This is a genomic window from Ilumatobacteraceae bacterium (assembly GCA_033344875.1).
Taxonomy (GTDB): Bacteria; Actinomycetota; Acidimicrobiia; order Acidimicrobiales; family Ilumatobacteraceae; genus Ilumatobacter.
This window is the reverse complement of the sequence record JAWPMO010000001.1, coordinates 4,307,099-4,320,512: the sequence shown is the minus strand read 5'-3', so window position 1 is coordinate 4,320,512 and position 13,414 is coordinate 4,307,099. Positions and strand designations below refer to the sequence as shown.

General features: G+C 69.3%; 11 protein-coding genes. 7 read left to right on the top strand and 4 right to left on the bottom strand.

Annotated features, from left to right (window positions below):
- Positions 1 to 109: 109 nt before the first annotated feature.
- Complete coding sequence (locus R8G01_20565; GenBank protein ID MDW3216396.1) at positions 110 to 1,141, bottom strand: LLM class flavin-dependent oxidoreductase; 1,032 nt, start codon at positions 1,139 to 1,141, stop codon at positions 110 to 112.
- 68 nt (positions 1,142 to 1,209) lie between these two features.
- Here R8G01_20565 and R8G01_20560 point away from each other — a divergent pair, with 68 nt between their 5' ends.
- The gene (locus R8G01_20560; protein MDW3216395.1) at positions 1,210 to 1,716 is read left to right on the top strand and encodes an SRPBCC family protein; all 507 of its coding nucleotides are present in this window, start codon (positions 1,210 to 1,212) and stop codon (positions 1,714 to 1,716) included.
- A gap of 52 nt (positions 1,717 to 1,768) precedes the next feature.
- On the opposite strand, the gene R8G01_20555 is transcribed toward R8G01_20560, so the two are convergent.
- The gene (locus R8G01_20555) at positions 1,769 to 2,593 is read right to left on the bottom strand and encodes a class I SAM-dependent methyltransferase (GenBank protein ID MDW3216394.1); all 825 of its coding nucleotides are present in this window, start codon (positions 2,591 to 2,593) and stop codon (positions 1,769 to 1,771) included.
- A gap of 74 nt (positions 2,594 to 2,667) precedes the next feature.
- On the opposite strand from R8G01_20555, the gene R8G01_20550 reads away from it, so the two are divergent.
- Positions 2,668 to 3,294 carry a TetR/AcrR family transcriptional regulator gene (locus tag R8G01_20550; protein ID MDW3216393.1) on the top strand — a complete coding sequence of 209 codons (627 nt, stop codon included), beginning with the start codon at positions 2,668 to 2,670 and terminating at the stop codon, positions 3,292 to 3,294.
- A gap of 129 nt (positions 3,295 to 3,423) precedes the next feature.
- On the opposite strand, the gene R8G01_20545 is transcribed toward R8G01_20550, so the two are convergent.
- Positions 3,424 to 5,529 (bottom strand): S9 family peptidase, encoded by a 2,106-nt coding sequence (locus R8G01_20545; GenBank protein MDW3216392.1) that lies wholly within the window; start codon positions 5,527 to 5,529, stop codon positions 3,424 to 3,426.
- Positions 5,530 to 5,681: 152 nt separating this feature from the next.
- Between R8G01_20545 and R8G01_20540 the strand changes: the two genes are divergently transcribed.
- Genes R8G01_20540 through R8G01_20520 form a run of 5 tightly spaced genes read left to right on the top strand, consistent with a single transcriptional unit; the run spans position 5,682 to position 11,416 of the window.
- Positions 5,682 to 7,577, top strand: coding sequence for an ABC transporter substrate-binding protein (locus R8G01_20540; protein MDW3216391.1), 1,896 nt, complete (start codon positions 5,682 to 5,684; stop codon positions 7,575 to 7,577).
- A gap of 6 nt (positions 7,578 to 7,583) precedes the next feature.
- A complete protein-coding gene (locus tag R8G01_20535) occupies positions 7,584 to 8,552 on the top strand; it encodes an ABC transporter permease (protein ID MDW3216390.1) in 969 nt (322 codons plus the stop codon).
- Entirely contained in the window at positions 8,549 to 9,481 is a 933-nt protein-coding gene (locus R8G01_20530) for an ABC transporter permease (protein MDW3216389.1), read from the top strand. The genes R8G01_20535 and R8G01_20530 overlap by 4 nt, the downstream gene beginning before the upstream one ends.
- On the top strand, positions 9,478 to 10,458 hold the full coding sequence (locus tag R8G01_20525) for an ABC transporter ATP-binding protein (protein MDW3216388.1): 981 nt from the start codon (positions 9,478 to 9,480) through the stop codon (positions 10,456 to 10,458). The genes R8G01_20530 and R8G01_20525 overlap by 4 nt, the downstream gene beginning before the upstream one ends.
- Positions 10,451 to 11,416 (top strand): ABC transporter ATP-binding protein, encoded by a 966-nt coding sequence (locus R8G01_20520; protein MDW3216387.1) that lies wholly within the window; start codon positions 10,451 to 10,453, stop codon positions 11,414 to 11,416. Before R8G01_20525 ends, R8G01_20520 begins: the two co-directional genes overlap by 8 nt.
- Positions 11,417 to 11,437: 21 nt before the next feature.
- Here the strand turns inward: R8G01_20520 and R8G01_20515 are convergent, their stop codons facing one another.
- Complete coding sequence (locus R8G01_20515) at positions 11,438 to 13,411, bottom strand: CocE/NonD family hydrolase (protein MDW3216386.1); 1,974 nt, start codon at positions 13,409 to 13,411, stop codon at positions 11,438 to 11,440.
- Positions 13,412 to 13,414 lie beyond the last annotated feature (3 nt).

Below are 13,414 nucleotides of genomic sequence, written 5' to 3'. Positions count from 1 at the left end.
ATCTGATCTGATCTCATCTGCGCCGGCGACCGGGCAGCGCTCAGAACGCGGCCGCGGACCGCAGATCGAGGCAGCGGCAAGCTGCCAGAGTTCCCGGGTGTCCGATGGATCAGTCCTCTGCCCGCTCCTCGTCGACTTCACGCACGAGGTCGACCAGCTGCGCGACCGTGTCGAGCCGTTCGGGGCCGGTCACCTTGGCCTGCAACGTCGTGATACCGGCGTCTCGATAGAGCCGGAGCCGCTCGCGGATCACTTCCGGTGGCCCGAGCAGGTTCGTCTTGGACCCCAGGTCGATGGGCACGCGGGCCGCGGCCGCCTCGCGTTTGCCGGCCTGCCAGAGCTCGTACACCGCTGCGACGTCGTCGCCATAGCCCTGCGCCGAGAACGCCCGGTTGTAGAAGTTCTTCCCGGGTGCTCCCATCGCACCGATCGTGAACGCGTACCCGTCGGCATGACGTCGACCCGCCTCGTCGAGATCGTCGGTGATCTCGACCGAGACCGGCATGACGAGGTCGAGCTGGTCGATCGTCCGGCCGGCGCGTTCGCAGCCGGCGCGGATCGGATCGAGGAAGACGTCGGCGTGCTCGGGCATGAACGCGTTGCCCAGCCATCCGTCGGCGACCTCGCCGGTGAGTTCGAGATTTCTGGGCCCGAGCGCCGCAACCACGATCGGGATCGGTTCGACCGGCGGCACCATCGAGCGGATCCCGCGACCCGCCCCATCGGGCGGCAGGTCGTACACCTCACCGTGGTGTTCGAGTCGGTCGCCTCGGGCGATCTGCCGCACGATCTCGATCGTCTCCCGCATCGTCGCGACCGGCTTCCGGAACGGCACCCCGTGCCACGACTCCATGATCCGCGGGCCGCTCGATCCGAGTCCGAGCACGAGGCGACCTCCCGACAGCCGCTGTACCGACATCGCCTGCATCGCGAGCATCGCCGGCGAACGGGCGCCCACCTGGACGATGCCGGTCGCGAGCCGGAGCGTCGTCGTGACCGCCGCGAGATGGGCGAGCGGTGTCAGCGCGTCGTACCCCCACGCCTCCGGCACCCAGACCGAGGTGGCGCCGACCCGTTCGCACCCGCGGACGAACTCGACGTCTTCGTCGGACGACACCACCGCGCTCACCCCGACCTGCATACGATCGACAGTAGGCGGTGGTTCACGCCGCCGTGCGAGCGACCCGGGTCACCGGATGTGAGGGATCGATGAGGGAACGACTGCGGTACGCGGACGGACCGACGACCGAGGTGACGCGAGTGATCGCGGCGTCGCCGGGCGACCTCTGGGTGTACGTCGCCGACATCGATCTGCCTGCCAGGTTCTCGGCGGAGTTCCAGGGCGCCGAGTGGCTCGACGGTGCGACGGAGCCGGCACTGGGCGCTCGGTTCCGCGGGACCAACGAGCATCCCGTCGTCGGCCGTTGGCAGGTTGACTGCACGATCGTCGAGTTCGAACCCGAACGCGCGCTCGGCTGGGTCGTCGCCGACCCGGCCGACCCGGCGGCGCGCTGGAGGTTCTCCCTCGAGCCGGTCGAGGGTGGCACTCGACTCACCCAGTGGTGTCAGATCGGTCCGGGCCGGAGCGGACTCAGCCCCGCGATCGAGCGGATGCCCGACCGCGAGCACGAGATCGTCGAACGTCGCCTCGCGGAGCACGCCGCCAACATGCAGAGGAACCTCGACGGCCTCGCCGCCCTCGTCGAGACATCCTGACGCATGGGCGTTCGCGTCCTCCGTGCCACCCCGGCGGGAGGCGGTGGGGAGATCAGGCCGGGCGGGCGGTCACCCATCCCAACTCGGATGAGATGCGTACGCCGACGCGGCCTGTCCGGTCGTGCAGCGGGGCCACGACCTCGCGCAGCGCCTCGCAGAAGTCGTCGTAGCCGACGGCTGCGATCGCGGGAACGGACGGTCCCGCTGCTGCGAGCGCTCGGACGGCTGTGTCGACGTCGGGCCATTCGTTGACGACCTCGACGGTCCCGTGTTGGAGCAGTTCGAACTCCGCCGCCACGAGCATGTCTGCCATGACCTTGCTGGTTTCGCCGATCTCGATGTTGGCCGCTTGGTGGCTCGGTGGTGAGTGCTGGATGACGGTGAGGAAGTAGGGCATGAGCCCCATGCGTTCGTGTGCTCCCCAGAACGTCAATCCGAGTCGTCCGTCATCGGTGAGCACCGTTCGGACTTGATCGAGCGCGTCGTCGCACCGGCTCCAGATGCCGTTGAAGCTCGTCACCACATCGAAGGTTCCCTCGGCGAACGGGAGCGCGAACATGTCGCCGACACGGAAGTCGCCGTCGGGTGTGCGGGCCCTCGCGATGTCGATCAGGTCCTCGGAGGCGTCGAGCCCGCTGACGGTGGCGCCGCGACGGTGAGCGAGATTGGCGGCGAAACCGGATCCGCAGGCGACGTCGAGGTAGCGCGTGGCCGGGCCGACCGCGACGCGGTCGAGCACCAACTGGTTGGCGGGGAGCGCATACGGCTCGAACAGGTACGCCCACTCCTCGGCACGCGCTCCCCAGCCACGGCCGGCCTCGATCCACATGTCCTGGTCGGGAGCGTCGCTCACGCTGGCCGCGGTCGTGTCGGTCATGTCATCACTCCTCAGCAGCACGATCGGTCGTACTATCTCGGAGAGTACGACCGATCGTGCTAACTTGTCAACCGATGTCCGAGACCCCGCGAGCAACCGTGCGCCGAGTGAGAGCCGACGGTGAGCGGACCAGGCGACTGATCCTCGACACCGCGGTTCGGCTCGCTACCGTCGAGGGGCTCGACGGGCTCAGCATCGGCACACTCGCCCACGCGACGCAGCTCAGCAAGAGCGGTGTCTACGCGCACTTCGACTCGAAAGCGGCGCTCCAGCTCGCGACCATCGACAGCGCCCGCGCACTGTTCATCGACGTCGTCGTGGCTCCCGTCCTCGAGCTGGGAGGTCTCGACCGTCTCCGAGCGCTGTGTGAGTCGTTCCTGGCGTACGTCGAGAACGGCACGCTCCCGGGAGGCTGCTTCTTCGCCGCCGCTGCTGCGGAGCTCGGCGGTCGGCCCGGCCCGCTGCGCGAACGGGTCGCGGCGAACCAGAAGGACTGGATCGGCGTGCTCACCGAGGCAGCGGACGAGGCGGTGTCGCGCAACGAACTACACGAAGACACCGACGTTGCGACCCTCGTCTTCGAGCTCAACGCGCTGGTCATCGCCGCGAACACGGCGTACGTCCTCCACGATGACGCGGCGGTGCTCACCCGAGCGCGAACCGCCATCGAACGCGTCGTCCTCGCTGCCGCCCCCCACTGACCGGGCACGACGAACGCAGCTCCGACGAGCACGAGCGATGTGCCGAGCGTCGGTGATCACGACCGCCCGCTCGGCCGTGCCGGACACCGCCGATTCGTCGAACGGTGGGCGGCGAGGACGGGAGCCGGGTCACTCGGCCAGATGCGTGGCGAACCAGTCGAGCATCCGCTCCATGCGGTCGATCCGTCGATCCGGTCGACCGGCCGACGAGAACACGTGACACTCGTCGGGGTACAGCACGTACTCGACGGTCTGGTGGAGGTGTCGCAGTGCGATGAAGAACTGCTCGTTGTCGCTCGGCGGGCAGCGGTGGTCATCCTCGGCCTGGAACATCAGGAGCGGCGTGCGCACGTTCGACACGTGCTTCAGTGGCGACTGCCGCCAGAGTTGCTCGACGCCTTCCGGCGTGAACGGATCGCCGAGCAGCGACGACCGGCAGTAGAACGGCCCGCTGTCGGAGTTCGCCCAGGCGGCGACCTGGTTCGTGACCCCGTTCTCCGAGATCGCGGCCGCGAACCGATCGGAGGTCGCGACCAGCCAGTTGACCATGAAGCCGCCATAGCTCAGGCCCATGACGCCGAGGCGAGCCGGGTCGGACAGCCCCAGATCGACGACGTGGTCGAGCGCGGCGTGCACGTCGTCGGCGTCGACGCCGCCCCAGTCGCCGAGCTGCGGCCGGATCCACTCGGCACCGTAGGCACCCGAGCCGCGGATGTTCGGCAACACGACGCGGTAGCCGGCGCCCACGAGCATCGCGACCTCGATGTGGGGAGCGGGCGCCCAGCAGCCGAGCGGTCCGCCGTGCACGTCGACGACGGTCGGCAGGGCCGCGTCGCCCGCACCCGGCGGCGACGCGATCCACGTCTCGATCGGGCCACCGGCACCCGGCGCGTCGACCCGCCGCATCTCCGGCTGCACGAACCGCCGCTGCCAGGCGGACCCGGTCGTGGTCCGCGTACCGAACGAGCGGTCCGACGGCGCATCGTTCAGGTCGACGGTCATCAGGTCCATCGCCCTGCCGTGCAGCGTGCCGAGCGTCGCGACGACACCCCCGCCGAGCGACGCGATCGAATGCGTGGTGGCGTCCGCCCACGGGCCGGGTCCCGACCTCGCGGACGCCGACGGCCCCTCGACGACGGCGCCCGACTTCGGGTCGATCACCCAACGCTCCGGGAGGCTCCGGCCACGATCCGAGATCACGCCGACGATCGTCCGGTCGTCGGCCCAGATCGGACCGGACTCACCGTCGACCATCCAACCGTTGAGGTCGGTGTCGGCCGAGTTGCCCCACGGACGATCGAGGTCGGCACCGAACGCGACCGGCGAACCCGATCCATCGGCGCGGCCCAGCAACAGACCGGCACTGACATCGTCGGGCGGCTGCGCTTGCAGGATGCCGACCGCCGCGAGCCACCGACCGTTCGGCGAGAACGCCGGCTTGGTCACACCGCCCCCGGCGGCGAGGACCAACCGTGGCGTCGATCGCCTGGTCCGCGGACCGGCGTCGACGTCGACGGTCCAGATCTGGGGATACATCTCCAGGTCGGGATCGTCACCGCGGACGGACGCGAAGGCAACGGTGCGGCCGTTCGGATGCCACGTGATGTCCGAGACACCCCAATCACCGCTGGTGACCTGACGGGGGCGCGCGCCGCGGGTCAACTCGAGGACGAACAGGTGCGACCAGTGATCACGGTGCCCGACGCCGTCCCACCGCCAGTCGGTCCGCATGATCCGCCGAGCCGTCGGTGACGGCAGTGTCGCCGCCCGCGACGCGACCGAGCCGATCTGCGGCCGCCGGCCGACGATGAACCGCGGCGGCTCCACCTCGGCCGTGAACGCGATCGTGCTCCCGTCGGGCGACCACACGATCTCGCCGATCGCCCCGAACCCGGGTGTCGACCCGATCGGGGCCCAGCGGTGGACAGAACCTCCGCCGATCGGCACGGTGCACAGCTGCGCCGGTGCGTCGTCGTCACCGGGATCGGCGCGAAGGAATGCGACCCGGGACCCGTCCGGCGAGATGCGCGGCGACGAGTCGCGCACCCGGCCCGATGTGATCGCCACCGGCCGCGAGCGGCGGGACGGATCGGCCGTGGCGAGGTGCGACTCGTACCGGCCGCGCCGCACGACGCGGGTGCCGACGACGGCGACTGCACCGTCCGACGACACGTCGAGTTCCTCCATCACGACGATCCGTGCGATGTCGGACGGCAGCATGGATCGACGACTCATCGCCGGACTGTACGCCCGGACCGCGCCGGCGGAACAGCCATACCGCTCGTTCCGTCGAACTGGGACTTGCGTTTCAGCCGCGAAGGGTCGAGAATCTCGACACAATCAATCGGCGCACAGGCGCCCCTTTCAACGGTTCCGGGAGAATTTCGATGTTGAGGCGTCTGTTGGGCGTCGGCGTGGTCGCCGGCGCCGTACTACTGGGTGCTGCGGGCGGTCCGGCCACCGCGCAGGACGAGGTCACGATGACGATCGGTCTGCTGCAGGACATGTCGTCACCGAACGTCACGGTCGGCTACCTCGTGCCCGAGTTCGAGGTCTGGAACCTTCAGTACGCGTCGCTCACCAGCAAGGCCGCCGACGACTTCTCCACCATCCCGAACCTCGCCGAGTCGTGGGTCGAGTCCAACGACGGGCTGACCTACACGTACACCCTGCGCGAGGGCCTCCAGTGGTCCGACGGCGAGCCGCTGACCGCCGAGGACATCGCCTACACGATCAACCGGTCACGGGACGAGGAGTGGTACAACCACTTCTCCACGGTCGAGAACCTCGACGCCGTCGTCATCGACGACCGAACCATCGAGATCACGAGTTCGGTACCCGACCCGAAGCTGCCCACGATGGACGTCTACATCGTTCCCCAGCACGTCTACGAGCCGATCGCATTCGACGACCTCGAGTCGTACGAGGCCCTCGACGGCGTCGCCTCGGGTCCGTACTCGCTCACCGAATGGCGCTCGGGCCAGGACTGGACGATGGTCAAGAACCCGAACTACTTCGGGTCGGACAACGGCATCGACCGGCTCGTGTTCCGTGTGTTCTCCAACCCCGATGCGATGGTCGCCGCCCTCCAGCGCGGCGAGATCGATGTCGCCCACAACTTCAGCGCGAACTCGGTCGAGCAGCTCGAAGGCGACCCGAACATCGAGGTCGTGGTCGGGATGCAGGGCGGCTTCACCGAACTGGCGCTCAACGCGAACGCCGGCGGCATCGGCGACGGGCACCCGGCGCTCCAGAACATCGACGTGCGTCACGCGATCTACTACGCGATCGACCGCGATGTGCTCTTCGACCGGGTGGCCCTGGGCCTCGGCGCCAAGGGCACCACGCTGTCGCCGTCGGCGGACCCGTCGTGGATCCCCGATCTCGGTGACGAGGCGTTCTCGTACGACCCCGATCGGAGCAACCAGCTGCTCGAGGGCGCCGGCTACGTCGACAGCGACGGTGACGGCATCCGCGAAACCCCCGACGGCGAGCCGCTCGTGCTCCGCTACATCGTCCGGTCCGAGTCGTCGCAGGCGGCCCCGATCTCCGAGTTCATCACCGGCTGGCTCAACGCCGTCGGCATCGGCACCGAGACGACCGTGATGGACGACACCCAGCTCTACGACGCGCAGGTCGGCGGGCTCTACGACATGTTCGTCTGGGGCTGGACCCCCTACGTCGACCCGGATCCGATGCTGTCGTACTTCACCTGCGATCAGGTCACCTACGACGTCGACGAGGCCGGCTACAACGATGCCAACTGGTGCGATCCCGCCTACGACGAGCTCTATCAACAGCAGAAGGTCGAGCTCGACCCGGCCACACGCCGCGAGATCGTCGCCGAGATGCTGCGGTTGTTCAACCGCGAGTCGACCTACCTCGTGCTGCTGCAGGACGCCGATCTGCAGGCATACCGGACCGACCGGTTCGAGGGCTGGCTGCGTCAGCCCGCCGAGACCGGCCCGGTGCTGTTCACCAACTCGTCACCGACGTACGAGAACCTTCGGGTCATCGGGGCGGAACCGCCGCCGGACACGGAGGACGACACCGCGGCGCCGGCCGACACGTCACCCGACGGTTCGGCGGCGCCTGCCGACACGACGGCCGACGGCTCCGAGGCAACCGCGGCCCCCGCTCCGGACGGCACCACCGCTCCGAGCGACGACGACGGTGGATCGAACACCGGACTGATCGTCGGCATCATCGCCGCCGTCGTGATCGTCGGTGGAGGCGGGTTGTTCCTGGCGAGGCGCCGGGGTTCCGTCGACGACCGCGAGTAGGGCCGCATGCGAGGCAGGTTCGTGGCCGGCAAGCTGATCGGCGCTGCCGGCACGTTCGTCTTCGTGCTCGTGTTCAACTTCTTCCTGTTCCGGGTCGTCAACGACGACCCGACCGGAAAGCTGTTCCGCGGCCGCAACCTCAGCGCCGAACAGCTCGACCGTCGACGCAGGGAGTTCAACCTCGACGGCTCGAAGTTCGATCAGTTCATCGCGTACGTCGAACAGACAGTGCGAGGCAACCTCGGCGACTCGTTCCTGAGTCGCCGCCCGGTGACCACCGAGATCCGAGAGGCACTGTGGCCGACGATCGCGCTCGTCGGCACGTCGACCGTGCTGTCGATGCTGATCGGCATCATGCTCGGGATCGCGGCCGGGTGGCGGCGCCGCAGCGGCGTCGACGTCGGAGCGACCACGTTCTCGATGTTCACGTACTCGGTGCCGGACTTCTGGCTGGGCATGGTCCTGCTCGCGTTCTTCGCCGTGAAGTGGCCGTGGTTCCCGACCGGCGGGTTCGAGGACGCCGGCAGCCAGGCGACCGGGCTCAGCGCCCTGCTCGATCAGGCGCACCACATGGCGCTGCCGTGCATCACGCTCACCCTGGCGTACATCGGCGAGTACATGATCGTGATGAGATCCTCACTGCTCGACACGGTGAACGAGGACTTCCTGCAGCTCGCGCGCGCCAAGGGTCTGCGGGACGCCGTCGTCCGACGGCGCCATGCCGTGCCGAACGCGCTGTTGCCGGTCGTCAGCCTGTCGGCGCTCAACTTCGGCTACATCCTGTCGGGAGCGATCGCCGTCGAGGCGATCTACTCGTGGCCCGGCATCGGCCAAGCGACCCTCGAGGCGATTCGCGGGCCCGACTTCCCGATGCTGCAGGGCCTGTTCCTGCTCCTCAGCGGATCGATGATCCTCGCCAACCTCGCGGTCGACCTGGTCTACGGCGTCCTCGACCCACGGGTGCGTGGCCGATGAGCACCGACACCCCGACCACGACCACGACCACGTTCTCCCCGCGCGCCTTCCGTTGGGCTCGTCGACGCGCCGCCGCAGCCGACTTCTGGAAGCGATTTCGCGGCGACGGCCTCGCGCTGTTCGGGCTCGCCGTGCTCGTCGCCTTCATCGTGATGGCGATCATCGCCCCGTGGATCTCGCCCAAGGGCGGGCTCAGCGCCGTCGACTCGATCCAGAACCCCACCTGGGCCACGCCACGCTCCGGCTACCCGATGGGCACCGACAACCTCGGACGTTCGGTGGCGGCCCAGTTCGTGTGGGGCGCTCGCGTCAGCCTGTGGGTGGGCCTCTCCGCCACTGTCCTCACGATCGCGATCGGATCGGCCGTCGGGGTCACCGCCGGCTTTTTCGGCAAGTGGACCGACGCCGCCCTGATGCGGCTCACCGACTGGTTCCTCGTGATCCCCTTCCTGCCCCTCGCGATCGTGCTTGCCTCGGTGCTCAGCCGGTCGCTGCGCAACGTGATCCTGGTGATCGCGATCACCACCTGGCCGGGCACCGCTCGACTGGTGCGCTCCCAGGTCCTGACGGTGAAGCAGCGGCTGTACGTCGACCGGGCGCGGGCGCTCGGCGCCAATCGGGCACATCTCATTCGACGTCACGTGCTGCCCAACGTCGCGCCCCTGATCCTCGCCAACCTCACCCTCGCCGTGCCGATCTCTATCCTGACCGAGACGACGCTGGCGTTCCTCGGGCTCGGCGATCCGACACGGCCGTCGTGGGGCAAGACCTTGGAAGAGGCGTTCAACGCCGGCGCGATCAGCCGCAATGCCTGGTGGTACTACCTGCCCGCCGGTGCCGGCATCGTGATCGTCGTGTTGGCGTTCACGCTGGTCGGTCGCGCGATCGAGGAGATCCTCGATCCTCGTCTGCGGGAGGGCGGCCTGTGAGCCTGCTCGAACTGCGCGACCTCCACATCACCTACCGATCCGAGCGCGGCGACGTCCCGGCGGTGCGCGGCGTGAACCTCACCATCGACCCCGGCGAAACCGTCGGCTTGGCCGGCGAGTCGGGATGCGGCAAGTCCACGATCGCCGGTGCGGTGCTCCGCCTGCTTCCCAAGGAGACCGTCGTCGACGGGCAGATCCTGATCGACGGCCAGGACGTCTACGCCATGCGACCCGGCGAACTCCGAGCGGCACGCTGGACCTCGGCGGCGATCGTGTTCCAGGGCGCCCTGCACGCGCTCAACCCCGTGCAGCGTGTCGGCAGGCAGATCGCCGAGGCGATCCTGCTGCACTCGAAGCAGAGCAGGCACGACGCCGACCGCCGGGTCGGCGAGCTGCTCGAACGTGTCGGGCTCCCTGCCAACCGTGCCCGCTCCTATCCGCACCAGCTGTCGGGCGGCCAGCGCCAACGGGTGCTGATCGCCCTCGCCCTCGCGTGCGAGCCACGACTGTTGATCGCGGACGAACCCACGACCGCACTCGACGTGATGGTGCAGGCCCAGGTGCTCGAACTCCTGGCCGAGCTGCAGCGCGACCGCGGGCTGGGGCTGCTGTTCATCACCCACGACCTGTCGGTGCTGACCTCCACCTGTGAGCGCCTCGCGGTGATGTACGCCGGCCGCGTCGTCGAAGACGGCCCCAGTCACGATGTGTTCGGCACACCGCAGCACCCCTATTCGGCCGCGCTGGCGAGGGCGTTCCCCACGATCGGCGACCCGGCGTCGCGGCTGACCCCGAGCGGACTGGCGGGCGATCCGCCGAACCCGTCCGACCTGCCCTCGGGCTGTCCGTTCCACCCGCGTTGCGACCGCGCCGTCGATGCATGCTCGCAGCACGACATCGACCTACGTCCCGTCGGGATCGGCCGGCACGCCGCGTGCATCCACGTTGCCGACGAGATGGGCGCGCACCATGAGTGACGGGCTGCTCGAACTCCGCGACGTCTCGGTGACGTTCCCGAGCCGCCGGGGTGCCGTGCGCGCCGTCGATGGCGTGTCGCTCGACGTCCGACCGGGCGAAGTGCTCGCGCTCGTGGGCGAATCGGGCTGCGGCAAGACCACCCTGATCCGTTCGATCCTGGGCCTCGAGCCACTCGCCGGTGGCACCGTCGTGTTCGAGGGCAAGGCCGTGACGCAGCGACAGCGAACGCTGCGCGACCTGCGGCGGCGCGTCCAGATGATCTTCCAGGATCCGACCGGTGCGCTCAACCCCCGCCACTCGATCTACGACGCCGTCGCCGAGGGCATCCGCATCCACGGCATTGAGGGCAGTGAACCGGGTCTGGTCGCGGACGCGCTGTCACGCGCCGGCCTGCGGCCTGCCGAGCGGTACATGCCGCGCTATCCGCACGAGGTGTCGGGTGGACAGCGGCAACGAGTGCTGATCGCCGGAGCGATCGCACTCGGTCCGAAGCTGCTCCTCGCCGACGAACCCGTCGCGTCGCTCGACGCATCGATCCGCGGCGAGATCCTCGCCCTGCTCCGGGCACTGGTCGACGATCACGGCCTGTCGATCATCGCCGTCACCCACGACCTCGGTCTGGCGTGGAACATCGCCGACCGGATCGCCGTGATGTACCTGGGTCGGATCGTCGAGATCGGCGAGGCCGAAGACGTGCTGGCCAACCCACAGCACCCGTACACGAAGGCGTTGCTGTCGGTCGTGCCCGAGATGGAGCGGGTCGAGCAGCAGATCCTGACCGGCGAGACGCCCGACCCGAGCCGCGTCCCGACCGGGTGCCGCTTCCACCCCCGCTGCCCCGTGGTCGCCTCCGGTGAGGCCGAGCGGCTCGGCATCCTCGGCCGATGCACCGGAGTCGACGTCGACCTGCTCCCGCGCGGCGAGCAGCACTGGTCGGCGTGCCATGCACTCCCCTGACGCCGGACGACCGGGCGGGAATCAGCGCGGCACGGTCGACTCCCACCGGCGCCGGGCGATCTCGGTCTCACCCTCGTGGACCGTCAGCAGGATCTCGACGGCGAAGTGGTCGGCATCCGACCGCACCGACAGCGATGCCTCGGTGCGGACGCTCACCTCCGGCCAGCGGACCTCGAAACTCGATGTCCCGCGCGCCCACGCGTCGGCCGGGTCGACCGTCGACACACCGAGTTCACCTCGGTAGTCGTCGGTGATCACCGCGCGGTGGTTGCCGTCGTAGGTGCCGCCGTACCGCGTCACGACTCGCGTCTCGCGGCCCAGGACGTCGTGCTCGATGCGCCACACGGTGCCGTCGGCATCGGTGTCGGAGGGACCGCTCCCGGGCGTGAACGGATGCGACGACGCGGGGAGACCGTCGACGATCGGCAGCGTCAACGCGACGTGGTCGCGGTCGACGTCGAGGGTGACCGGCCCCGGTGGGGGCCAGCAGTTCGGCCAGTCGGTGCCGGCGATCGCCAACCGCAGGGTGTGGCCGGGTTCGAGCGTCCACGTCGTGGCCTCGAGACCGATCTCGACGTCGATCCATTCGCCTGGGGTGAGCGGCGTCGGGGGTCGACCGACCTCGCCGCCTCCGTCGACAGGCCAACAGCCGACGTGGGTGAGGTCGAGCATGCCGCGGGAGATGAGTGCCGACGTGCCGTCGGGGAACACGTCACAGAGTTTGACGCTGACGTGCCCGTAACTCCGGTCGGTGCGGACCCGGAGCGTGACGCGGCCGTTCCCGATCAGTTCGGCGGCCGTGTCGACCGGCCAGTCGGTCGTGATCGAACGAACGTTGTCGTCGCGCTGGTCGAGCGGCTGACCCCACGGCAGCTCGCCGCCGCACGAGTTCCACGCGGCGATGCCGACGTCCCCACGCACGAGGAGCGAGTCGATCCCGCCGAGCGCGGGTCGGTATTCGACCTCGCGGAGTCCTTCGGGCGGCCACGTCTCGACATCGCGCCACACGCCGGGGTGGAACGCCAGATCCGGTTCGGGTGCCGCCGGGCGGCGCACGTACACCTGACCTCGCGCGCCGGCCGACGCCGGACCGCCGCGCAGGTGCTCGTCGAAGAAGGCGATGATCTCGGCGTCGTCGTCGACGTTCGGCCCCGGCCGTGCGACCTCGGGTGACTTGTGGACCCAGGGCCCGGCGAGCAGTCGCCACGGCAGACCGTTGCGCTCGTACTGCTCGATGACCCGGAACGTGTTGTTGCGGTAGCCGTCGGCCCAGCCGGCGATGATCATGGTCGGGCAGCCCATCCGCTCGTAGCCGGCGCCGTCGGGGCCGAGACGGACCGAGCCCCGCCGCCAGGTCGGGGCGTCGATCGGGTGGTCCAGCCACTCGAGCAACCACGGAGGTGTCTCGTCGACCCGCCGCTGCCATGCCGCCCGCCAGTCGTCCATGTCGCCGTCGAACACGGCGGGCACAGGCGGCAGCGCGTTCATCGCCACCATGTACAGCGGGTAGTCGATCAGGTCGACCGCCCGCAGCACGCCGCCGCAGTAGTGCACGTCGTCGGTGTACCGATCGTCGGTCGCGTACGTCGCCACGACGGCGGCCAGCGCGGGGATGCCGAGACGTCCGATCTCCACCGCCATCTGCAGGCCGTTGAAACCCGAGTACGACGTGCCGAACATGCCGACCTTGCCGTTCGACCAGGGTTGCGAGACCAGCCACTCGATCGCACTCCGCAGGTCGGTTCGCTCGGCGTCCGGGTACTCGTCGGTGGCGACCCCACTCGACGAGCCGGTGCCCCGGAGGTCGACCCGCAGCACGGCGAATCCGGCTGCCGCGTATCGTTCGTAGGTCGCCCCGTACGACTGCGTGACGTCGTCCTTCCGGTACGGCAGCGCCTCGATCAGCGCCGCGTGCGGGCCGTCGCCGTCGGGCAGGTAGAGCGTGCACGCGAGGCGTTCACCGTCGGCGGTCTCGACCACGATCTCGGTGGGCACCGC